Raw genomic sequence first — 24,473 nt, 5'->3', positions numbered from 1 at the left:
ATTAAGTTCGTGACTTTCTGAACAAATCAACCTTTGCAGCTCATGACTGATAAAACCGCTACAGTAGCAGCTCCCCGTGGAGGCTACGCGCAGGCAATGGCTATCATTGCAACGCTATTCTTTATTTTCGGCTTTGTAACCTGGTTAAATTCTGTACTGATCCCTTTTCTGAAGCAAGCCTGTGAACTGACTGACACGGCAGCTTACCTGGTAGCATTTGCATTTTACATTTCGTACTTCGTAATGGCTATCCCTTCTTCGATGATACTCAAGAAGATAGGGTTTCCTAAAGGGATGTCCCTGGGATTGCTAACGATTGCAATTGGGTCTGCAATCTTTATTCCTGCTGCACAAATGCGTTCTTATCCTATATTTCTGTTTGGATTGTTTGTACAGGGAACTGGTCTTGCTTTACTGCAAACTGCTTCAAATCCATATGTAACTATCCTTGGTCCAATTGAGAGTGCCGCTAAAAGGATCAGTATTATGGGCATCTGTAATAAGATTGCTGGTATGATCGGTATCCTGGTGCTGGTGCAATTGTTGTTTAGTGATACGCTTCACATATCAGAAAAGATCAATTCACTAACGGGTGCGGCTAAAGAAGCAGAATTGGATCTGCTGGCCTCCAGGCTAATCACGCCATATGCTATCATGACAGTAGTATTGTTATTACTGGCTTTCCTGGTGCGTAAAGCACATTTGCCTGAGATCAATCAGGAAGAAGAAGTAACAGCCGGAGCATCAGAAGTGGATAACAGGAACTCTGTTTTGCAGGTACCTTACCTGATGTTGGGTGTGCTTTGTATTTTCCTGTATGTGGGTGTGGAAGTATTAGCTATTGATACACTGGCTTTATATGGTGAATATACCGGTCTTGCTAAAGATATTGCAGGTAAGCTAAGTATCTGGTGCCTGGTGGCTTTCACGGTAGGTTACCTGATAGGTGTGGTGGCAGTACCTAAATATATCAAGCAAAAACATGCCCTGATGACTTGCGCTATATTGGGTATGATCTTCACTGTAGGGGCATTGGTTACAAAAGGCAACATCTCTATTGCCTTCATTATCCTGCTCAGCTTTGCACATTCCCTGATGTGGCCTGGCATCTGGCCTTTAGCCATTAACAAATTAGGTAAGTTCACCAAGATAGGATCTGCATTGATGATCATGGGTATTGCGGGTGGTGCTATTCTTCCACTGGTATATGGTGCTATTGTGGATTCAATTGGGGGCGATCGCCAGATTGCTTATGTTATTATGATCCCTTGTTATCTGTACATTCTGTATTTCGCTGCTTCCGGCCATAAGAAAGGATTACCAGCTTAATCATCATACAACTTTTTGGAAAGGTGCCCCTCAAAAGGGCACCTTTTTTTATTAATTCGGAAAAAATCCGGCTTTTTCCTATTTTTAGGTGTAAAACATACGCTTAAAGATGATTGCGCAAGTTAAAGAAGAATTCCACCGCTTATTTGGGAAAGAACCATTGATAGTTAGCTCTCCCGGCAGGATCAACCTGATCGGTGAACACACGGACTATAATGAAGGTTTCGTTTTACCCGCTGCTATTGATAAAAAGATCGTGTATGCCATTGCCCTGAACGGCACGGATACCTGTAATGCTTATGCTCTTTTCAATCACGAAAAGGTATCCTTTTCCATACATGATATCAAACCTACTGAGGGTTGGATCAATTACCTCCTGGGGGTTGTTTACCAGATCCAGCAGCTGGGGCATGAAGTGAAGGGGTTTGACTGTGTGATCACGGGGAATATTCCTATTGGGGCAGGCATGAGTAGTTCTGCTGCTGTAGAAGGAGGCCTGGTAGTTGGTCTTGATCATTTACTGGGTTTAGGTATTGGCCGCATGGAAATGGCGCGGGTGGGTCAGCTGGCGGAGCATAATTTCCCTGGGGTGAAATGTGGGATCATGGATCAGTTTGCGAACCTGCATGGTAAAAAGGACCGGGTGATGTTATTGGATTGTCGCAGTTTGGAGTTCCAGTATTTTCCGTTTGAGTTTTCGCGGGATTATAAGATCGTGCTGGTGAATTCTATGGTGCATCATTCCCTGGCTTCTTCAGAATACAATGTTCGTCGCGCGCAATGTGAGGAAGGTGTGAAGATCCTGCAGGAATTTTTCCCGGATATCAATAGCCTGCGTAATGTAACACCGGCGCAGGTGGAACAGTATAAAGATAAATTATCTCCCAAAGTATATGACCGCTGCCTGTATGTAACGCAGGAGAATGAGCGGGTGGTGCAGGCTTGTGCGCATCTTCAAAAAAATGAATTGAAAGAAGCAGGGGCTTTGATGTATGCTTCTCATGAAGGGTTGAGTAAACTGTATGAAGTGAGCTGTCCGGAGTTGGATTTTTTAGCGGGATTGGCGAAGGAGCGGGAAGAAGTTGCGGGCGCGCGGATGATGGGTGGTGGTTTTGGGGGTTGTACGATTAACCTGGTGAGGATGGATAAAGTGGATGAATTTATTTCTTTTGTTCAGACGCGTTACCAGGAAGAGTATGGTAAAATCCCTGAGGTGTATGTGACCTCAATTGAGGATGGAACGAGGATTGAAGCATAAGCAGTAATTGTGTATTGATACATAAGAAGCCGTCTCTGAAGAAAGAGACGGCTTTTTTATTTTACTACCAGGTGCCATTCAAGTAAGTGCTTAACGACTGGATTTTGTTTTCTTTAAGGTACCTAAAAGATAGTATTGAACTACCTAATAACTACCTTAGAGTTACCCCTATTAGAAGGTAGCTCTTAGGTAAGACTGAGGTATGACAGAGGTAACTCTTAGGTAAGACATATATAACAAAACATAGTACCAGTAAGGGAAAGGAGTAGACATTGGAATGCCATAAAAAAAGCCGTCCCGGATCACTCCGGAACGGCCTTTTTTCTTATTATTTGAGGACTAGTATTCTCCGTCCAGCGCGAAATTGGGTTTGCGGTTGATCCAGCGGCCTCTGGTGAAGTCCGGAATAAATTGAACGGTGCCGCCTTCCTGGATGGATTGCTCACTCAGAGGCGTGATGGCGTACCAGGTGGCCAGGTCGTAGACATCCATCTGGTAAGGGGTGCCGCGTTTGATGGATTCAATGAAGGAATTGATCACGAACCAATCCATGCCACCATGGCCTGCTCCGGATGCATCGTTGGCGTACTTTTTCCAGAGGGGGTGATCGTATTTGCCCATATAGCTGTTGGCATCCTCTGGTTCGCCGGCTTTTTCCCAGGTGTGGGCTTTGCTTTTCCCTTCAATATGAATGGAATCAAAATCATCCATCCAGAGGCCGTTGGTTCCTTGTACCCGGAAGTTCAGGGAATAAGGGCGGGGGAGGTTGGTATCATGAGAAAGCAAAATGCTCTCGCCATTATTGGTTTTGATCAGGGTGCTCACCACATCGCCGAGTTTGAATTCTACTTTGGCGTTCGGGTGATTTGGGCCACCCTGCGGGTGTTCTATAATATATTTATGCAACCCGCGGGACTTAGTAGCTACCGAAGTGAGCGACAGTAAACGGTTACCGCGGTTTACATTGATCATATTGCTTACAGGGCCTAAACCATGTGTAGGATAGAGATCGCCATTGCGGTGAACGGAATGGTTAGTGCGCCAGTGGGCTTCTGAGAGGCCTTTTTCGCCAAACTCCACGCCACCACCGTACAACTGTTTGCCATCATTGAATTTCACGGCACGGAGATCATGCTGATAACCACCTTGCAGGTGCAGCAATTCTCCAAACAATCCCTGGCGGACCATGTTCAATACGGCCAGTACATCCCTGCGGTAATTCACATTTTCCATGCCGAATAATGGAATACCTGTAGCTTCTGAAGTGTTCACCAGCTCCCAGCATTCCTGGACATCTGCTGCTCCGCAGACTTCTACGGCTGGCGTTTTACCTGCTTTCATGGCTGCGATGGCCTGGATGCTGTGCCATTCCCAGGGAGAGGCAATGATCACGGCGTCGATGTCGTCACGCTTCAGGAGGTTCTTGTAATCTTCGGGGCCGTTGGTGTACTCTGCTACTTTTCTTTTGGCGCCGTAATGTTTCTGGATCAGATCGCGGCATTTGGGGATGGCGTAATTAACGTCCGGATCCGCGATGGCTACTACGTCTACATCATTTCTGCGGAGACAGAGATCGAGATGGTCGATACCGCGTGCGCCGACGCCGATAAGGCCAACCTTTACTTTTTCTTTTTTTTCAGCAGCAAAGAGCATGGCAGGCACATTCATGAAAGAAAGTCCTACACCTGCTGCTACGCTGTTCCTGATGAACTTTCTACGATGCAAGTGCTTATTCATACTATAACAATATTGAGTCTTTAAATGTAGGGCTTTAACAACGTTATCTGCAATGGCTTTTTATGAATTTTGACATTTTCGTGATAGATGGGTATTATTTTAACATTCTCTGTCGCGATATTACCAAAGTGCTGATAAATAAACGGCTGTATCCTATTTTTATGAACACACGTCACATATACAGTAAAATGAGAAAAGTAGCTTTATTCCTGCTGTTATGCAGTTTCACGAAAGTATGGGCACAGCCTGAGATCAAGCCCTATGGCGCTTTGCCGTCCGCTGCCCAGGTTAAATGGCAGAAACTGGAATACTATATGTTCATTCACTTTGGGCCGAACACCTTTACGGATAAAGAGTGGGGGCATGGGGATGAGGATCCGAAAGTATTTAATCCTACAGAACTGGATGCCCGTCAATGGGCCCGTACGGCTAAAAGTGCCGGTATGAAAGGGATCATTATCACGGCTAAACACCATGATGGTTTTTGCCTCTGGCCCAGTGCATACAGCAAACATACGGTGAGAGAAAGTGCCTGGAAAAACGGGAAAGGGGATGTGCTGGCTGAATTGTCTGCTGCTTGTAAGGAGTACGGACTGCTCTTCGGGGTTTATCTTTCTCCCTGGGATCGTAACCACCCTGCTTATGGTACACCTGAATACAACCAGATCTTCGCGAATCAACTGAAAGAAGCGCATACCAAATACGGGGATGTTTTTGAACAATGGTTTGATGGAGCCAATGGTGAAGGGCCTAATGGCAAAAAACAAGTATACGACTGGCCGCTCTTTGAAGGTACTGTTACGAACATTCATCCTAACGTGATCTTCTTTAGTGATGCGGGTCCTGGTTGCCGCTGGATCGGTAATGAGGATGGTTTTTCCGGTACTACTATGTGGAGTACCATCAACCGGAAAGAATTTGCGCCGGGTATGAGTGGCATACAAGCTAAATTAAATAAAGGACAGGAAGATGGAACGGACTGGGTTCCGGGAGAAGCGGATGTTTCTATCAGGCCGGGATGGTTTTATAGTCCTTCTACGGATGATAAAGTGAAAACATTGCCCTGGTTGCTGGATATCTATTACGGCTCTGTTGGCAGGAATTCTAACTTGTTGCTGAATGTACCTGTGGACCGCCGTGGGTTGATCCATAAAAATGACTCTTTGCGTTTGATGGAGTTGAAGAAGGTGCTGGATGAGTCTTTTAAAACGAATCTTGCTGTGAAGGCTCGTACTGCTGCTACGAATACCCGTCCGCTGAGTCCTATGACCAGTGCGGCTTACCTGACGGATAACAATTACAATACTTATTGGGCAACTGCTGAAGGTAAGCTGGAAGGCACTATTAACCTGAGTTTTGAGAAGGCGATCACTTTTAACCGGCTGGAGATACAGGAGTTTATTCCGCTGGGGCAAAGGGTGAAGGCTTTCTCCGTGAGTGTGCTGGATGGTAAGGAGTATCGGGAGATTGCGAATGAGACCACCATTGGATATAAGCGTATCCTGCGTTTGCCGAATACAACTACTAAAAATGTTCGTATCAGTATTTTAGATGCTAAGGCGAGTCCGGTTATTAGTGAGGTGAAGTTGTTCAGGGCGCCGGAATTATTGGCGGATCCTGTGATTAAGAGGGATAAAGCTGGGATGGTGACGATCAGCAGTGCTTCTACGGATCCTGTTTTCTACTATACTTTGAATGGTAGTGAGCCTACTGCTTCTTCTGCTAAATTTACGAAGGCGTTTTCTTTTCCGCAAAGTGGTGTTGTGAAGGCGAAGGCCTTTATTGATGGAGGGAAGAAATCTGGTGCTACTGTGAGTACTACTTTTGATCTGGCGCCGACTTCCTGGACTTCTGCTGCTGCTGCAAAAGCTATTGATGGGGATGTTGGGACCTTCTTTGCTGGTACCGGGTATCCTCAGGAAGTTGTGGTGGATATGGGGTCTGCTACTAAGGTGAGTGGGTTTAGTTATACGCCTCGGGAAAGAGGTGGGATTGTTTATACTTATGAGTTTTATTTGAGCCAGGATGGTAAGAGTTGGGGGAGTCCTGTGGCTAAGGGGAGTTTTGCTAATATCCTGAATAGTCCGGTGAAGCAGCGGGTGAAGTTGGCTCAATCGGCTTCAGCGAGGTATTTTAAGCTGGTGGCGGTTGCGCCGGCTGATGAGAAGGAGACCAGAGTGGTAGTGGCTGAGGTTGGGGTGTTTTAAAATTTAACAAAAGCCACGCAGCTACAGCTCCGGGCCATATTTTAACTGAATAACAATCACTTCTGATAGAAGGGAGGAAACGCTGGCTCGGCCGGGGTCCTCCCTTTTACGTTAAGATTAAAAAAAATCGATTCGCATAAATAAATATGTTATAACTTTGCAGATACTTTAATGATTAAAGTCTGAAATTTTATAACAATTTAACTACGAACTGAAGTTGGAATATATCACAACCCATACCAACATCTCCGCTTATCATCCTTCTTTCGAAGAAGGTGTGTATGCTATTGGGTTTCCTGTCCTTAGATATCTCTCCCGACGACCTCGTATTTGATAGCGCCGTCCCAGACCCGCTATCGCAACCATGATTCCCCATCATAGGTAGTTTCCGGAAACGGAATTTCTCAAATTTATTGAATCACAATTTTCAATTTTAACAAGTTGGAAAAAACGGATATAATCGTTAGGGCAGCCACTGCCGACGATAAGCATTATGCTAAAACCATTACTGACGAAATGGAAGCTTCCGCAAAAGCCCGTGGAACGGGTATTGCCAAACGCTCTCCTGAATATGTGCAGTTGAAAATGGATGAAGGTAAAGCAGTAATAGCTCTCACCACAGCTGGTGCCTGGGTTGGATTTTGCTATATAGAAGCCTGGGGTCATGAGAAGTTTGTGGCCAACTCGGGACTTATTGTAAATCCTGCTTTCCGTGGTCATGGCGTTGCCAAGTCCATCAAGGAAAAGATCTTCGAACTCTCCCGCAAGAAATATCCTGATGCCAAGATCTTTGGTCTTACTACAGGGCTTGCTGTGATGAAGATCAATTCGGATCTGGGTTACGAGCCGGTTACTTACTCTGAACTGACGGACGATGAAGAGTTCTGGAAAGGCTGCCAGAGCTGTGTGAACTTTGATGTGCTCACGAGCAAAAAACGTACGAACTGTCTTTGTACGGCTATGCTGTATGATCCCGTGGAAAAGGAAAAAGAAGCACAGCAGAAAGCAGATGCAGAGAAGAACAAGCTCGTTGTTACACTAAATGGTAACATTCACGAACAACGGAAGAAACGTAGATTTAAGGAGAACTTTTCGCTGTTTGAAAGATGGCTTCGGTTCAAAAAATATGTACTGTTAAAGGCTGTCAGGAAAACTGGTGGAAGCGGCGCTGCCGGTACTTCCAAGAAAAGGTTCTTCTTTGGATGGTTGTGATCAATAACTGAATTAATTACGAATAACGAATATGAAAAAAGTTGTACTGGGTTTTAGCGGTGGGCTTGATACCTCTTATTGTGTGAAATATCTTTCTGAAGAGAAGGGGTATGAAGTGCATTCCGTGATCGTGAATACGGGCGGTTTTACTGCAGAAGAATTGCAGGAGATCGAGAAACGTGCCTACAGTCTGGGTGTGAAAAGTCACAAGGCAGTAGATGCGGTTCGCTCTTATTATGATAAAGTGATCCGGTACCTCATATTCGGAAACGTGTTAAAGAACAATACTTATCCGCTGAGCGTAAGTGCTGAACGGATGAGCCAGGCCCTGGCCATTGCAGAATATGTGAAAGAAGTAGGAGCGGATGCTGTGGCACATGGCAGTACCGGTGCGGGTAACGACCAGGTACGGTTTGATATGATCTTTCATATCATGATCCCCGGTGTGGAGATCATCACACCGATCCGTGATCTGAAACTGAGCAGGGAAGAAGAGATCTCTTATCTCCAGGCCAAAGGAGTACAGGTGAATTTTGAAAAGGCGATGTACTCTATCAACAAAGGGATCTGGGGTACTTCCGTAGGTGGTAAGGAAACATTGACGTCCAATGGCATGTTACCAGAGCACGCATGGCCTACACAATTAACGAAACAAGACCCTGAGCAGGTGGAACTTTCTTTTGAGAAAGGAGAACTGCTGGGTGTGAACGATAAAAAATTCTCTCATCCTTCTGAGGCGATCCAGTATCTGCAAAGTATTGCTGGTGCTTTCGCTATCGGCAGAGATATCCATGTGGGCGATACCATCATTGGTATTAAAGGCCGGGTTGGATTTGAAGCGGCAGCACCGATGGTGATCCTGAAAGCACACCATGCTTTAGAAAAACATGTGCTCACAAAATGGCAGCTGAGCTGGAAAGATCAACTGGCACAGTTCTATGGTAACTGGATGCATGAAGGTCAGATCCTTGATCCTGTAATGCGCGATATCGAAGCATTCCTGGAAAACAGCCAGCAGCATGTAACCGGTAAGGTGTTTGTAACGCTGATGCCATATCGCTTCCAGGTAACGGGTATCTCTTCAGCTTTTGATCTGATGAGCAGCAAGTTTGGTAAATATGGAGAGATGAACCAGGGTTGGAGCGGAGATGATGTACGCGGGTTCAGCAAGATCTTCGGCAATCAAACGATGATCTGGAACCAGGTGAACGAAGAAAATAAATAGACAATGGGAACTTCAAATAAGAAAAGGGCAGGCATTATTGGCGGGGCAGGTTATACAGGCGGAGAAACGATCCGGTTGTTATTAAATCACCCTGATGTGGAACTGGCATTTGTGCACAGTCGCAGTAATGTAGGCAATCCTTTATATGCTGTTCATGGTGATCTGTTGGGTGAAACGGATCTGCAGTTTACAGGAGAGATCCTGGGAGATGTGGATGTAATTTTCCTTTGCCTGGGTCATGGTGAATCAATGAAGTTCCTCGAGAGTACAGAAATTCCTGCAGCTGTTCGCATCATCGATCTCAGCCAGGATTTTCGTTTGGGTGAAACCGTGAAGGGCAGAACATTTGTATATGGTTTGCCGGAGTGGCAGAGGGACGAAATAAAAAAGGCATCGAACATTGCTAACCCGGGTTGTTTTGCTACAGGCATTCAATTAGGTCTTCTGCCATTGGCGAAAGCGGGTTTGCTGAATGAAGTACATACTACCGGCATTACGGGTTCTACCGGGGCTGGTCAAAGTTTACAATCTACCTCTCACTTTACCTGGAGAGCGAATAATATTTCTACTTACAAAGTGCTCACGCACCAGCATCTGAAGGAGATACGACGAACCTTGCAGGCTCTCCAGCCTGCCTATACAGGAGCGCTCAACTTTATACCTGTTCGTGGAGATTTTCCACGGGGTATCTGGATCACTTCTTACCTGGATTGCACATTGACATTGGAAGAGGCTTACGTTTTATATGAAAAGTATTACGAAGGCCATCCTTTCACACATGTGAGCCGGAAACAAATTGATCTCAAACAGGTGGTGAATACCAACAAATGCCTCATCCAGCTGGAAAAGGTGGAAGGTAAACTGGTGATCCATTCTATTGAGGACAATCTGATAAAAGGTGCATCAGGACAAGCAGTACAGAATATGAACCTGATACTGGGGCTGGAAGAAACAGCCGGGTTGAAGCTCAAATCCATCGTGTTCTAATCCTCTTTTTATCATTCTATCATTTCTCTTTGTATGAAATTATTCGACGTATATCCGGTTAACGATATCACTATTACTAAAGCACAAGGTTCCAATGTGTGGGACGACAAAGGCCAGGAGTATCTTGACCTTTATGGTGGTCACGCCGTGATCTCTATTGGGCATACCCATCCTCATTACGTTAAGCGGTTAACAGAACAGTTAAGTAAAGTTGGATTCTATTCCAATTCCATTCATATTCCTTTGCAACAGGAACTGGCGGCAAAGCTGGGTAAGATCTCCGGTAAGGAAGATTACCAGTTGTTCCTCGTGAATTCCGGTGCGGAAGCCAATGAAAATGCGCTGAAGCTGGCGTCTTTTTATAACGGCAGGAAAAAGATCATTGCATTTAAGAAAGCATTTCACGGCAGAACTTCCCTGGCGGTGGCGGCAACGGATAATCCGAAGATCGTAGCGCCGGTGAATGAAACGGATAATGTGATCTTTTTGCCCTGGGAAGATCAGGCAGCATTGGAAAAGGCTTTCCAGGAGAATGAAATTTCTTCTGTGATCATTGAAGGTATCCAGGGTGTTGGCGGGATCAATGTAGCGTCTGCTGCTTTCCTGCAAAAGATCAGGAGCCTGTGTGATCAATATAATGCAGTGTACATTGCAGATAGCGTGCAGTGTGGTTATGGCAGGAGCGGTAAGTTCTTCTCTCATGATCATGCGGGTGTGAATGCAGATATTTATACGATGGCGAAAGGGATGGGGAATGGTTTCCCTATCGGTGGTATCATCATCGCACCAAAGTTTAAACCGGTATATGGTATGCTGGGTACTACTTTCGGTGGTAACCACCTGGCTTGTGCAGCTGCACTGGCTGTACTGGAAGTGATAGAGCAGGAAGGGCTGATCGCGAATGCTGCTGCTATTGGTGATTACCTGATCACTGAACTGAAGAAGATACCACAGGTGAAAGAGGTAAGAGGCATGGGGCTGATGATAGGTATAGACCTGCCGGATGAACTGGCGCACGTTAAAAAGGAATTGTTGTTTTCACATAAAATATTCACCGGGGAAGCAAAACCTAATGTGATCAGGTTATTGCCTTCACTGGCCTTGAATAAGGAACAGGCAGATCATTTCTTAAGTGCATTTAAAAAAGAATTAGCAAACAACTAATGTCGCCAAAACAATGAAGCAATTTATTTCCGTGGAAGATGTCCCGGGTGTCCCGCAAATCGCGGATATAGCACTGGACTACAAGAAAAATCCTTTTAAAGATAAAGGACTGGGTGAAAACAAAACCCTGGGAATGATCTTCCTGAACCCCAGCTTGCGAACACGTTTGAGTACGCAGGTAGCTGCCCGGAACCTGGGCATGGAAGTGGTGGTATTTAATATCGATAAAGAAGGCTGGGCGCTGGAGATGAATGATGGTGTGATCATGAACGGTAGTACTACTGAACATGTGAAAGAAGCGGCGGCAGTGATGGGGCAGTATTTTGATATCATGGCCATCCGTACATTTCCGGGGTTGAAGGATAAAGAAGAAGATTACACGGAAAAATATATTAATCAGTTCATTAAGTATGCAGGCAAACCTATCGTGAGTTTGGAAAGTGCCACGCTGCATCCTTTACAGAGTTTGACAGATGTGATCACTATAAAGGAACGCTGGAATCAACCGCGTAAACCTAAAGTGGTGATGACCTGGGCGCCTCACGTAAGAGCGTTGCCACAGGCGGTGCCGAACTCTTTTGCGCAATGGATGAATGCATGGGGAGAAGTGGATTTTGCGATCACACATCCGGAAGGATATGAGCTGGATCCTAAGTTCAGTGGTAATGCACCGATCATTCATAATCAGAAAGAAGCATTGGAAGGAGCGGATTTCATCTATGTGAAGAACTGGTCGTCTTACAAAGATTATGGTAAGATCACTTGTACGGATCAAAGCTGGATGGTGACGAATGAAACATTGAAGAATACGAACAACGCTGCTGTGATGCATTGTTTGCCGGTGAGAAGGAATGTGGTGATTGCTGATGAGGTGCTGGATGGTCCTAATTCTATAGTGATCCAGGAAGCGGGGAACCGTACCTGGGCTGCGCAGGCGGTGTTAAGTGAGATTTTAAAAGCAAAGAGATAGGCTATTTAAAAAAAAAACAAAGCAGACTCCCTCCGCTTGCGGAGGGAGTCAAATATAAAAAACAACGTAGTAACGATGGTATATGTAATCAAAGTAGGCGGTAATGTGATTGATAATCCTGTTTTGCTGGAGCAATTCCTCGCGGATTTTGCGCAGATAAAAGGCAAGAAGATATTGATCCATGGCGGCGGAAAGATTGCTACACGTATCGGCGATAAGTTGGGCATTAAGGCCAACTATGTGGATGGGCGACGGATCACAGATGCGGAAACGATCGATGTGGTAACCATGGTGTATGGCGGGCTGGTGAATAAACAGATCGTTGCTAAGTTGCAATCGAAAGGTTGTAATGCGATTGGACTAACAGGTGCTGATGCGAATATCATTCCTGCTTCCAAACGTCCTGTGAAAGAGATCGATTATGGGTTTGTGGGGGATGTTGTTGCGGGTGAGTTAAATGTTTCGGCTGTGAAGCTGTTACTGGATGCAGGTCTTACTCCTGTATTCTCTCCGCTTACGCATGACGGGAAAGGACAAATACTAAATACAAATGCAGATACCATTGCCTCTTCACTGGCTATCGCTTTATCAGGCAGTTACGAAGTACGCCTGATCTATTGTTTCGAGAAGAAGGGTGTGTTGCGTGATGCGGCAGATGATGATTCCGTGATCAACCTTATCAACCGTGATATCTATCAAACGCTACTGGCAGCCGGCGTATTAACAGACGGTATCTTGCCGAAACTGCAAAATGCTTTTAACGCTATTGAAAGTGGCGTAAAGGAAGTACTGATCGGCCATGCTGATGATGTGCGCAAAAATACAACCGATGCTGTAGCGGGTACTTTAATTTGCTAACTATATGTGTATCGAAAAGCACTATGAAGATGCAGTACAGCTTTTAAAACAACTGATCGCCACGCCTTCTTTTAGTAAAGAAGAGCAGGGCACTGCGAAAATCCTGGGCCAGTTTATGACAGACAAAGGGGTGGCTTACAACGAGCACCTCAACAACATCTGGGCGGTGAATAAACATTTTGATCCGTCCAAACCCAGTATCCTATTGAATTCTCATCACGACACGGTTAAACCCAATCCGCAATATACCCGCGATCCATTTGCTCCCATTGAGGAAGATGGTAAACTGTATGGTCTTGGCAGTAATGATGCAGGTGGATGTTTGGTGAGCCTGTTGTCTGCTTTCATGCATTTTTATGAAAAGGAAGGATTGCCTTACAACATTCTTGTGGCCATCACTGCGGAAGAAGAGATCAGCGGCGTGAACGGTATTGAAAGCATCCTGAACGTATTACCGAAGATAGATCTGGCTATTGTAGGTGAACCTACTAAAACAGATCTGGCGGTAGCTGAAAAAGGATTGATGGTACTGGATTGTGTAGCGCATGGGAAAGCAGGGCACGCAGCTAGGGATGAAGGAGAGAATGCTTTGTACAATGCGATGGATGATATCAACTGGTTCCGCACTTATCGTTTTCCCAAAGTCTCAGAAGCACTGGGCCCTGTGAAAATGAGCGTGACGGTTATCCAGACTTCCAATAAAGCACATAACGTGGTACCTGCGGAATGTTCCTTTGTAGTGGACATCCGTGCTACTGATCAATATACATTAGAGGAAATGCTGGATGTGATCAAACAGAACGTGAAATGCGATGTAACGCCCCGCTCTATGCGGATGCGGCCTTCCTTCATTCCAGGGGATCATGCTTTGGTGAAAGCGGGATTGTCTTTAGGCAAACAGCTGTACGGTTCTCCCACTACATCAGATCAGGCATTGATACCGGCTACTTCCGTAAAGGTAGGGCCTGGTGATTCTGCCCGTTCGCATACAGCAGATGAGTTCATCTATCTTGACGAGATCCGTCAGGGTATTGATACTTACATTAAATTGCTATCCATCGTGAATGGCGTAAATTAGCAAATTATGGAATACTCACTCGTACTGGAAAATAAACGTGTATTGCTGCGGCCTTTGCGGGTTTCCGATCTGGATGCTTTGCTGGAAGTGGCGCTGGAACCTTCTCTTTGGGAAGTGGGGCTTACGCGGGTGAGTAACCGGGAGGAATTGGCAAATTATATGGATATCGCTTTAAAAGAGGCGGTGCAGGGGACGAGTATCCCTTTTGTGGTCATAGATAAAGCAACAGGCAAAGTAGCCGGCAGCACCCGTTTCTGTGGACTGATGATGCAACATAAACGTGCGGAAATAGGGTATACCTGGATACATCCTTCTTATCAGCGTTCCGGCCTTAACAGGGCGATGAAGTTTGAAATGCTTCGTTACGCATTTGAAGTGATGAAGCTTAACCGGGTGGAGCTGAAAACGGATGAACGTAATTCAAAATCACGGAATGCCATGCTGGCTATTGGTTGTAAGGAAGAAGGTATCCTTCGTCACCATATGATCACCTGGACAGGCTGGTTACGGAACTCTGTATTATTCAGCATACTGAAAGAAGAATGGCCGGAGATCAAAGAACGTGTTTTTGGTAAGTATGATTTTTAAATTATTGCAGTATGAAACTATGGCAAAAAGATAAAGCGGCGTTGGCATCAGTGGAGCAATTCACTGTTGGCAAGGATAGGGAAATGGATGCATACCTTGCGCCATTTGATGTGCAGGGTTCACTGGCACATATTGCCATGCTGGAATCTATTGGCCTGCTCGAAAAAGAAGACCTCAGCGTATTGCAAAAGGAATTGAAGAACATCTACCGTGAGATACTGGATGGGAATTTTAAACTGGAAGATGGGGTAGAAGATATTCATTCCCAGGTAGAATTGTTACTCACCCGCAGACTGGGTGAATCCGGTAAAAAGATCCACAGCGGCCGTTCCCGTAACGACCAGGTGCTGGTGGATCTGAAATTGTTCTTACGCAGCGAACTGGAATCCATCGTTACAGAAACCAAACTTTTATTCGATCTCTTACAACAGCAAAGCGAAAAATATAAAACACATCTCTTACCGGGTTATACACATTTGCAGATTGCCATGCCTTCTTCTTTTGGATTGTGGTTCGGCGCTTATGCGGAAAGCCTGGTAGATGATCTCACCATGTTGCATGGAGCATATACTGTCGTGAATAAAAACCCACTGGGTTCTGCTGCGGGTTATGGTTCTTCCTTTCCCCTGAACCGTACGATGACCACGGAATTGCTGGGTTTTGAATCCCTCAATTATAATGTAGTGTATGCACAGATGGGCCGTGGTAAAACGGAAAAGCTGGTAGCCTTTGCGTTGTCCGGTATTGCTGCAACGCTCTCTAAAATGGCGATGGATGCTTGTTTGTTCATGAACCAGAACTTCGGCTTCATCAGTTTCCCGGATGAACTGACAACAGGTTCTTCCATCATGCCGCATAAAAAGAATCCGGATGTATGGGAACTGATCCGCTCGCATACCAACAAGTTGCAAGCCCTGCCGAATGAGATCGCCATGATGATCGTGAACTTACCTTCCGGTTATCATCGTGATCTGCAGCTGCTGAAAGAAAACCTCTTCCCGGCATTTACCACTTTGCGCAACTGTTTACAGATGAGCCGCCTGATGCTGGAGAATATCCGCATCAAGGAAGATATCCTGAAAGATGAGAAGTATCAATATCTCTTCAGCGTGGAAGTAGTGAACAGGTTAGTACTGGAAGGAACACCTTTCCGGGAAGCTTATAAGAAAGTAGGGCATGATATTGAGAATGGGACTTTTAAGCCGGATACGGACATTCAGCATACGCATGAAGGGAGTATTGGGAATTTGTGCACGGAGGAGATCAAAGCACAAATGGAAGCGGTTATAAAGCAGTTTCCGTTTGAGAAGGTACATAAGGCCATTGCCGCCTTGGTGAAATAATTAGAAAGGGGCTGTATAAAAAATATACAGCCCCTTTTAGTTAGGAAAAATGGGACGTTACATTACTTAAATAACTCGCCCAACTTTTTATCCAGTTCTTCCCCACGAAGATTCCTCGCGATAATTTTACCACTGGGATCTACCAGGAAATTGGAGGGAATAGCGGAAACACCATACATCACAGCCGCATCACTTTTAAATCCTTTCAGGTCTGATACCTGCGTCCAGGGCATTCCGTCCTTCTTCACTGCACCAAGCCATGCCCTTCTGCCATTCTCTTCATCAAGAGAAACACCCAGGATAGTGAAGTTTTTGCTTTTGTATTTGTTATAAGCTGCCAGCATATTTGGATTCTCTGCACGGCAGGGAGCGCACCAGGAAGCCCAGAAATCCAGCAGTACATATTGCCCGCGGAAATCGGATAACTTCACAGCCTTACCCGTGGAATCTTGTTGTGCAAAATCCATGGCCATTACACCGGTCTGCGTTTTTCTACCAGTGGCAATGATCTCCTGCATTTTCTTTCCGGCTGCAGATTCCCGCAGGCTGGCAGGGAACTTTGCGAATTTTGCCGCAGCAGTATCCGGATTGAAATTATAGCCCAGTTCCAGTTGCTGGTACGTGAGCAGGGAAATAAAAGAGTTTGGATGGGCAGCAATAAATGCGCGGTTTACACTGTCGTAACCAGCCTGTGTTGAACGCATGATTACCTGGAGAGGCTTCAGGTACACGCTGTCTTTCTTTTGTTCCTTTGTAAGCGCGTAGTACCTGGCCGTCACTTCACTCGCACTGGTTTGGTAAGGTTTCTGCACGGCTTTAAGTACCCTGTCATCATCATTGCTGGCAGAACCTTTTACTTCTGCGCGCTTCACAGAATCTTTCGCTGTTACGGTAATGCTGGAATTCTCTATATAAAAATACAGGGCATCCGGCTGAACGTTCCTTGGCCTTGAAATGGTATCATGTTTCACCGTGAGCGATGCCATTGCAGGAGAGCTGAGTGTGCCGGTAAAGGTGAAAACACCTTTACGCAATATAACCGAATCAGCCACTTCCTTGCCATCATTGCGATAGCTCAGGTATGCTGTGGCAGGTGCATCCAGTGTACCCACTTTCCCTTTTACTGTAAATCCTTTTTGCGCCAGCAGGCTTAACGGAAGGCAGCAGGCAGCTGCCAGTAAAATTGTATGTTTCATTTCTGTGTTTGTTTTTTAATGATAATGTTATGGCACCAGTGAAATACCACCGATAAATACGGCATCATATGCATTAGAGTATTTCACGCATGCAAGTGAAGTAAAGCGCAGGTAACGGGCGGTTATTTCTCCGGTTGCGAGTGTACCCATGCTGGTTGCTGCATTCACATTGCCGGCATAAGTTCCTCTGTCTGTCCAGGTGGTACCATCCACGCTTGTTTCAATTTTGATAGAAGTAGCATAGCCACCCAGTGTAGGATATTTCAACAAGGTAGGCACGAAATAATTCACTCCCGTGAAGGTGACGCTTCTGTTGAAATTGATGGATACCCACTGTGGCATTGTCAACGTGATATTGCTGGCCCAGTAAGTAGTGAGATCATTATTATCGATCAGGTTAGCAGGTACAAATGTGCCTTGTGTGGAAGAAGAGCCGGCGATCGTAAAACCTGTTCTGTTGATCACCAGCGGCTTGCCGGTCTTGAATACAAAATAGATCGTTCTCCTTACAGCTGCGCCTTCGGTGTTGCCATCTACAGACTGGATCACCACGGGTAAAACATAAGTAGAATACTCCGTTAGCGTTTTCTGTTGCCCGATGTTGAGTTGTGCGGAATCCGAAAGTGAAGCACCCGCGGCAATTTTCGTCATGGGTTTATAAAACAACCATGATGATACCGGCAACAACAGTGCATTGCCATAAGCTGCGCGAAACGCGGCGATCTTTGTTGTATCTACTGAGAAGTTCACCCAGTGGTCTGTTTCAGAAGTACTGCCGGATAATACGGCTTTCATGCTGAGCACAATAGTAGAGTCTGACAGGATGGAAAGTGGCATCTGTATCGTATCCTTACCAGCATCCAGGTTGAACGAGATGCTGCCATCCCGTAATGGAGCCGGTGTGTTGTTATCATCTTTGCTGCATGCTGCCAGCAGTAAACAAAATATAGCGATATATGTGTTACGCATAATTTTAAAAGATTTTAGTTAAGGATTCTGTGGCATGTCCGGATGGTAAGCTGTAACCTGCAGTGGTATCTGTAAGGTGTAACGTGGGCTGTGTGGTTCGAGGGTAGCGATCACGTTGCCTGCTGCGTTTAGCCTTGTTACAGTGCCCATCCTGTTCTCCTTGTCCAGCCGGCGCATATCCAGCCAGCGGAGGCCATTGAATGGCAGCTCATGTATCCTTTCCAGTAAAACTTCGCTCAATGTTGCAACCGGGTCAGTGGATGTGTATTTCACATAGCTGGCTGCGGGAAACCTGTTTTTGCGGATATCGTCCAATGCCTGCAGGGCTGTAGGTAGTTCTCCGGCACGGGCAGCAGCTTCTGCAATGATCAGCTTCATCTCCTGAACGGATGTACCGGTATTCACATAATAGAAAACCGGCGTAACAGAGGGTGGAACGAATACGGTAGCACCTCTTGTTATGAAGCGGTAGCCATCTGTGCTTAAATAGAATTTTTTTACACGAAGATCATTGGCAGCAAAAGAGCGCATGAAATTCAGGTCAGCAGGGGTTTGGCCGATCACCATTCTGCCAAATATTACATCAACATGTGTACTTAAAATGTTAGTTGCAGGGTTGGGACCATTGAAGTCGATCATCACTGCTTTGGAATTATCCAGTGCCAGCTGTGCATACTTCCGTGCTTCTGTGTAATTGCGTGCATAGAAGTACACTCTCGCCAGCAGGCTGTATGCGCTGGCTACAGAACCACGCATCCGGTTGGTACTGTTATCCAGCGGCAGATCAGGGATGGCTTCAGTGAGATCGTTTATGATGTGTTTGTAGATCTCGTCAACAGTACTGCGGGCGGGCACGTCCTGTGTTACGTCATTAGACGTTACAAAAGGTACGGCAAGGTCGTTTTTAGCAGTAGCGGAATCATAAGGTTGGGCGTATTCATTCACCAGGTAAAAATATTCCAGTGCACGACCCAGCAGCGCTTCTGCCCGCAACGTTCTTTTCTGACCATTTGTGCCTCCGGTAGCATCGTTTATACCCAGCAACAATGTATTGTACAGGTTGATCCTGGAATAGTGCTCACCCCAGAAAGTGGGTGATAAGGTAAGGTCGTTTGAAAATTGCGGAGCCCAGGTATACATCAGTTCCGCTATCTGGATGGGTGGATTGGTGATATTGGGTACATCTACCAGATCTGTCAAGTAAGCCCCTATGGCAAAGGTGGTTCCATGCCCGTACATCAGTTGCTCCGAATTCATCCATTGATCATAGTGAGCAACAGTGGTCAGCAGTGTTTTACCCTTTGGCGTGATATCCAGGTATTTGTCGCAGCTGCTGAGGAACACACAGCAAAGCGTCAGTTGAATGGAAATATATTTAAGTTGTTTCAAGCTGTACAGTTTAAAAGTTGGTAAAGATGGCGAACGTGTAAGTAGGTGTGAGATAACCTTTCTCGTAACCGCGCGTAGCCATGCTATAGTTGTATTTGTTGAGGCCAAATGTCACCACGTTAGATGCCTGAGCTTTCACTTCCAGATGAGAGATGCCTGCTTTTTTTACAAATGCAAAATTATCCAGGCTGTAGGATACGGTGAGGTCACCAAGGGTGATGTAGTCTCCGTTCACCACATATTTATCAGCGTAGTTATATGGCGCAGAAGCATTGCCCGGGCCATAACCTTTCAGCGTCATCACATCGGTATTCATCTCATCTCCTTTTACTTTCCAATAAGTGCCGGCTCCTTCCAGTGGCCTGTTTACAGATGGGGTTGGGCGTGGAACCCTTACCTTGAATCCGCCATAATAGTTGATCATGCAGAAGAAATAAAAGTTCCCAACATCTATCCTGTTGCTGATACCTGCATTTATGGTAGGAATGGAGGACCCTGAATAGACAGTAAGGCCGGAAGTATCGCTCTTCATAGCAACGGCTGTTGGGCTGGTGGAACTGCTCACGTCAGTATGGTATAACTTACCTCTGCCGTTCGAGATCATGGGATAACCTAAACTGTCAAGCCCTGCGTAACGATAAGAGAACATGGCGCCCACCGGATAACCTTTTACAAAACCCAGGAAGTTCAGGGTCTGTGGATTGTAATCTCCTTTCTGCAGCACGTCCAGCACCTTGCTGGTGTTGCGGGCTAATACGATACCTGAATTCCAGTTGAACTTTTTGGTAGAGATCCAGTCTGCATGCAAACTGATCTCGATGCCTTTATTGTTGATCGTAGCCCTGTTGATAAGCGTGGGGCTTCCACCAATGGTTGGATCGATGTACGCATTACCCAGGAGGTCTGTGCTTTTCTTCTGATAGTAGTCCACCGTACCGGAAATCCCTCTGAAGATCTGATAGTCCAGACCGATGTTCAGGTTATTGGTTTGCTCCCAGCGCAGGCTGCTGTTTGCATAAGAAAGTAACGAGAGCGATGTGGTAGCAGGTGAAATGTTTGCATTGACCAGTGCCTGGGCTATCACCTGCGGCAGCGACATTTTGGCTACGTTACCGTTAAAGCCATATGCAGCACGCAGTTTCAATATCCTTATCCAATCAACGTTCTGCATAAATTCCTCTCTATGAAGATTCCATGCTGCACCTAACGACCAGAGTGGCTTGTATTTGTATTTGGGATTGGTACCAAAAAGGTTGGACTGATCTATACGTACACTACCGGTAACAGAATAAATGCTTTTATAAGAATATACTATGTTAGCATAACCGGATAAAAACCTGTCTTCTGTGTACTGCTGGTTGAACATACCATCGAACGCACGCGCAAAAGGGCTTGACAAATTAAACGGGTTCTTAATGGCTGAGGTGTTGATAGAGGCCATGTCCACCGGAGACTGCAGTAACGTTTCATCGTTATAACCGAAATAGGTGGTCATATTGCTTTTGTCTATCAGGTTCCTCACCTCTGCGCCCAGAATGGCATTCACGGAGTGATCACTTGCGAAACGTTTGTTATAATTCAGTTGTGCACGGCCGGTATAGCTGGATGTATTGGCAGCTTCCTGTTGAAGATATCCGCCTTTGGGTACGTTAAATTTGAGTGTACCATCAGGGTTTACCGTTACATAAGCATTCACATTCTTCCTGGCTGTGGAAGAATTTTCTGAAGCCAGTGAGCGCCAGTCTGTACGGGAAGTTTCATAGATACCACCGAAGTTAAGGTCCAGTCCGTTTGCGATATTATAGGTAAAGTTGGCGGTGATCTTGTTGTTGGTGGTCTTCGTTTTGGCGTTGATCTCGTTTATATCCGTGAGTGGATAATAGAGCTGGTCATAAAGGCCCTGTGAAACGAGCACATTATTGTAATAAGGAGATATACCGCCACTCCACATAAAGTTCGGTTTTCCGTTCACATCGCGGAAACGTTCGTAGGGAGCGAATGAGGTGAGGCTCACGGAGGGGGAGCTGTTATTTACCTCTTCCAGGTAATCTGTGGTCAGCTCCAGAGAGAGCCGTTTGGAAAGCTTCAGCGTACTGCGTGCGCTCAGTAATGTTCTGTTATCATCATTGTTGATCAGGCTCTGGCGGTTGCGGGAATGGTTGGCAGTAATGTAGTACTGTGCATTAGGACTGCCACCGGAAACATTCATGTTATAGGTTTGCCTGATAGTGGAGCGTTCGAAGAGTTTGCTGTATTCATCCATATTATCGTAAGACCTCAGCTCATCGTAAGCTTTGGCAGCCTGGTCCGGTGTGATCATTTTTGCCATTTCCTGCGCCATGATATACCATACCCTGTTGCGGCCAACCGCTCCGGTAGCCGTTGAAGCCTGTGCCCAGCTACTTGCATTCACACTGCTCAGGTTCAGATCTTTAAAGTAATTGGTGAGGGTAGAAGAGGCATTATCGTCCCATCTGTATCGTGCATAATTTTCTTTAGGCGTTATGCCGGTGGTAGCCCTGAAAGCAAATTTAGGCCTGCCCACCGCTGCCTGTTTCCTTTCGATCACGATCACACCGTTAGATGCACGCACACCATAAATAGTGGCCGCCGCAGCATCTTTGAGGATGGTTACAGACTTGATCTCATTGGGATCTATCATGTTCAGTGTGAGCTCTGTAGGATAACCATCTACCACGATCAGTGGGCTCTGGTTGGCAGACATGGTGCTGATACCACGGATGTTGAACAACGCCCTGCCACTTGATGTAGTGCTGTTTGGTGGAGTGCTGACGAAGTTCACATCATTATTGATCATGAGACCGGGCATCCTGTTCACGAGACCGTCCAGGAAATTAGTGCTCACCCTTGATTCGTATTCTTTTGTGGTGATCTGCGAAATAGCGCCGGTGCTTTGTTCCGGACGGATACGCTGATAACCGGTATTGATCGTTACTTCTACATTAGCTAAGGTGGTAACGGACGGCGTTAATGAAACGGTGAGGCTTTTGGCAGATAATACAATTGATCCAATAACCACTTTTTTCGCTTCATACCCTACGTAGGATATCACTAACACATCTCCTTCAGCAAGGCTTAAACGCAACATGCCTTTGGCGTCTGTGATCCCGGCTGTGCTTCTGTTGATAACACTGATGGAAGCACCGGAAAGCGGTTTACCCAGGGAGTCCCTCACAAGAATACTGATGGTTTCATCTACGATTTCCGGTTGTGGGATAAAAGGCAGAACAGTTGGCTGTTCAGGGTTGGAAACCGTGATGGTTTTACTGGCCATGGTGTATTTCAATGGCTGGCCGTGAAAGATAATGTCCAGGAAATCTCTCAGCGCCATATCTTTTGCTGATATGGTCACTGGCCTGGTGCTTTGTAATGTTTTACCGGTGTACAGGATAAAATAGCCAGTTTGCTTTTCCACGTCTGCGAAGATCTTTTCCAGCGGAACGTTCTTTCCGGAAAAAGTGACTGTTTGAGCGGTGCTTTTAGCACTGACGTTTAGTAAAAAAGTGGTGAGTAAAATCAAGGTGAGCTTCATCACTACAAAGATTTTGGTCAGATTACGGCGCCTACCCCTGGCCCACCTGTAACCACAAGCGTTTTTTTGCATAAATTGCATTTGGTTTGGTTGTTGAAGAAAGTGTACTAGTAATATTCATTCGAAAACATCTGAACTATATGGCCGCTGCGACTGCAACTCGTGGCGGCTTTTTTATTCAGAAGGTATGGGGTGTTCTATGGTTGAATTGTTTATCTCATGAGCCGGAAATGATTAATCTGCGTTCCTGCATGCTGGCCTTTATTCCGAAGCTTTTCAGGAAGCCTACCATATCAGCCAACTGTACGTTCCTGTCCATCTTTCCTTTGAAAGTAACATCCGGTACTTTTCCTTCATATACCACCTGTATGTCGTACCATCTTTCCAGCTGGCGCATCATTACGGGCAGGTCTGCATCATTAAAATCAAAATATCCGTTCTTCCAGGCTGTTACCTGGCTGATGTTGATGTTGCTTACGATCTTCATGGATCTGCCGGCCTGTAGTTGTGCCTGCTGGCCGGGTTTGAGGATCTGGCGGTCGCTATCCGTTTTCATGCTGATGGCACCTTCCACCAATGTTGTTTTGATCATATCCTCCTGCTCGTAAGTATTTACATTGAAGCTGGTACCCAATACCTCAATAGCAGTGCTGTTATTTACTTTGACGATGAAGGGTTTGGCAGCATCTTTTTCTACTTCAAAAAATGCTTCGCCGTTCACTTCCACCATTCTTTCCTTTCCGGCAAAGGCCGTTGGATATTTTATGGAGCTGGCAGCGTTGAGCCATACCCTGGAGCCATCCGGTAATGTCAACCGAAACTGCCGTCCACGGGGAATGTTCAGTGTATTATAACTGGCCTCTGTGGGATTGCCGGTATTTTGGTATTCCAGCAAACCGTTCTTCAGTACTACTTTCGCTCCCTGTTGGGAAGCCACCACACCATTACCCAGGCTGTCCAGCACCACTTGTGTACCATCGGCCAGTGTAAGCACAGCGCCATTTGTTCCAGGTAAAACCACGGACCGGACTGTTATATCTGTTGGGGAGGGCTGTTTTGTGGTGAGGAGAAAAGCCACTGATCCGGCGAAAATAAGGAGCACTGCTGCTGCATACCGCCACCAGTGGGTTTTGCGGGATGGCAAACTGCGGATAGGCTGTGAAGACCGGATAATACGTTTGGCCATCCGTGCTGCGAACAGCTCACGGAACTCTTCCGGCCAGACAGTGGTTTCCGCCTGCTGCTGGTAGTTTTGCCATAAATAACTCTCTACCTCCGGATCAAGATCATCCCTTTCAAATAATTGAAAAAAGGCCTCCTTTTCGGTGGCAGACAATACTCCCCGGTTATGTTTCTCTATCAGTTCGGCTATAGATTGCTTCTCATGCATACACCTATAGACACCCTTAA

18 protein-coding genes are annotated in these 24,473 nt (G+C 45.9%); 12 read left to right on the top strand and 6 right to left on the bottom strand.

The window, feature by feature from the left end; genetic code table 11:
• Positions 1 to 42: 42 nt before the first annotated feature.
• Both GFS24_RS18540 and galK read left to right on the top strand, forming a co-directional pair.
• Positions 43 to 1,329 (top strand): sugar MFS transporter, encoded by a 1,287-nt coding sequence (locus tag GFS24_RS18540; RefSeq protein WP_153661950.1) that lies wholly within the window; start codon positions 43 to 45, stop codon positions 1,327 to 1,329.
• A 109-nt stretch (positions 1,330 to 1,438) separates the two neighbouring features.
• Positions 1,439 to 2,587 carry a galactokinase gene (gene galK / locus GFS24_RS18535; protein ID WP_153661948.1) on the top strand — a complete coding sequence of 383 codons (1,149 nt, stop codon included), beginning with the start codon at positions 1,439 to 1,441 and terminating at the stop codon, positions 2,585 to 2,587.
• A gap of 339 nt (positions 2,588 to 2,926) precedes the next feature.
• Here galK and GFS24_RS18530 read toward each other — a convergent pair whose 3' ends face one another.
• On the bottom strand, positions 2,927 to 4,324 hold the full coding sequence (locus GFS24_RS18530; RefSeq protein WP_173003121.1) for a Gfo/Idh/MocA family protein: 1,398 nt from the start codon (positions 4,322 to 4,324) through the stop codon (positions 2,927 to 2,929).
• A 188-nt stretch (positions 4,325 to 4,512) separates the two neighbouring features.
• Between GFS24_RS18530 and GFS24_RS18525 the strand changes: the two genes are divergently transcribed.
• From GFS24_RS18525 to argH, 10 genes are all read left to right on the top strand, one after another.
• Positions 4,513 to 6,531 carry an alpha-L-fucosidase gene (locus tag GFS24_RS18525; protein ID WP_153661946.1) on the top strand — a complete coding sequence of 673 codons (2,019 nt, stop codon included), beginning with the start codon at positions 4,513 to 4,515 and terminating at the stop codon, positions 6,529 to 6,531.
• Between the two features lie 441 nt (positions 6,532 to 6,972).
• A complete protein-coding gene (locus GFS24_RS18520) occupies positions 6,973 to 7,743 on the top strand; it encodes a GNAT family N-acetyltransferase (RefSeq protein WP_153661944.1) in 771 nt (256 codons plus the stop codon).
• A 31-nt stretch (positions 7,744 to 7,774) separates the two neighbouring features.
• Positions 7,775 to 8,968, top strand: a complete 1,194-nt coding sequence (argG, locus tag GFS24_RS18515; RefSeq protein ID WP_153661942.1) for an argininosuccinate synthase — start codon at positions 7,775 to 7,777, stop codon at positions 8,966 to 8,968.
• Positions 8,969 to 8,971: 3 nt separating this feature from the next.
• Complete coding sequence (gene argC, locus GFS24_RS18510; protein WP_153661940.1) at positions 8,972 to 9,955, top strand: N-acetyl-gamma-glutamyl-phosphate reductase; 984 nt, start codon at positions 8,972 to 8,974, stop codon at positions 9,953 to 9,955.
• Between the two features lie 33 nt (positions 9,956 to 9,988).
• Positions 9,989 to 11,119 carry an aspartate aminotransferase family protein gene (locus GFS24_RS18505; RefSeq protein ID WP_153661938.1) on the top strand — a complete coding sequence of 377 codons (1,131 nt, stop codon included), beginning with the start codon at positions 9,989 to 9,991 and terminating at the stop codon, positions 11,117 to 11,119.
• Positions 11,120 to 11,132: 13 nt separating this feature from the next.
• The gene (locus tag GFS24_RS18500) at positions 11,133 to 12,089 is read left to right on the top strand and encodes an acetylornithine carbamoyltransferase (RefSeq protein ID WP_153661936.1); all 957 of its coding nucleotides are present in this window, start codon (positions 11,133 to 11,135) and stop codon (positions 12,087 to 12,089) included.
• 75 nt (positions 12,090 to 12,164) lie between these two features.
• Positions 12,165 to 12,947: an acetylglutamate kinase gene (gene argB, locus GFS24_RS18495; RefSeq protein ID WP_153661934.1), complete on the top strand. Its 783-nt coding sequence runs from the start codon at positions 12,165 to 12,167 to the stop codon at positions 12,945 to 12,947.
• A 4-nt stretch (positions 12,948 to 12,951) separates the two neighbouring features.
• Positions 12,952 to 14,025 carry a M20 family metallo-hydrolase gene (locus GFS24_RS18490; protein WP_153661932.1) on the top strand — a complete coding sequence of 358 codons (1,074 nt, stop codon included), beginning with the start codon at positions 12,952 to 12,954 and terminating at the stop codon, positions 14,023 to 14,025.
• Positions 14,026 to 14,031: 6 nt separating this feature from the next.
• Entirely contained in the window at positions 14,032 to 14,613 is a 582-nt protein-coding gene (locus tag GFS24_RS18485) for a GNAT family N-acetyltransferase (RefSeq protein ID WP_153661930.1), read from the top strand.
• An 11-nt stretch (positions 14,614 to 14,624) separates the two neighbouring features.
• Entirely contained in the window at positions 14,625 to 15,956 is a 1,332-nt protein-coding gene (gene argH, locus GFS24_RS18480; protein ID WP_153661928.1) for an argininosuccinate lyase, read from the top strand.
• A 62-nt stretch (positions 15,957 to 16,018) separates the two neighbouring features.
• Here argH and GFS24_RS18475 read toward each other — a convergent pair whose 3' ends face one another.
• The 5 genes from GFS24_RS18475 to GFS24_RS18455 form a co-directional block, all read right to left on the bottom strand.
• Positions 16,019 to 17,152: a TlpA disulfide reductase family protein gene (locus tag GFS24_RS18475; protein ID WP_153661926.1), complete on the bottom strand. Its 1,134-nt coding sequence runs from the start codon at positions 17,150 to 17,152 to the stop codon at positions 16,019 to 16,021.
• A 27-nt stretch (positions 17,153 to 17,179) separates the two neighbouring features.
• A complete protein-coding gene (locus GFS24_RS18470) occupies positions 17,180 to 18,121 on the bottom strand; it encodes a discoidin domain-containing protein (RefSeq protein ID WP_153661924.1) in 942 nt (313 codons plus the stop codon).
• An 18-nt stretch (positions 18,122 to 18,139) separates the two neighbouring features.
• The gene (locus tag GFS24_RS18465) at positions 18,140 to 19,510 is read right to left on the bottom strand and encodes a RagB/SusD family nutrient uptake outer membrane protein (protein WP_153661922.1); all 1,371 of its coding nucleotides are present in this window, start codon (positions 19,508 to 19,510) and stop codon (positions 18,140 to 18,142) included.
• Positions 19,511 to 19,520: 10 nt separating this feature from the next.
• Positions 19,521 to 23,063 carry a SusC/RagA family TonB-linked outer membrane protein gene (locus GFS24_RS18460; protein WP_253906523.1) on the bottom strand — a complete coding sequence of 1,181 codons (3,543 nt, stop codon included), beginning with the start codon at positions 23,061 to 23,063 and terminating at the stop codon, positions 19,521 to 19,523.
• Positions 23,064 to 23,280: 217 nt separating this feature from the next.
• Positions 23,281 to 24,453 (bottom strand): FecR family protein, encoded by a 1,173-nt coding sequence (locus GFS24_RS18455; RefSeq protein ID WP_153661918.1) that lies wholly within the window; start codon positions 24,451 to 24,453, stop codon positions 23,281 to 23,283.
• Positions 24,454 to 24,473: the final 20 nt, after the last annotated feature.

Source organism: Chitinophaga sp. SYP-B3965 (genome assembly GCF_009647655.1).
Lineage (GTDB): Bacteria > Bacteroidota > Bacteroidia > Chitinophagales > Chitinophagaceae > Chitinophaga.
This window is presented reverse-complemented; position numbering and strand designations above follow the sequence as displayed.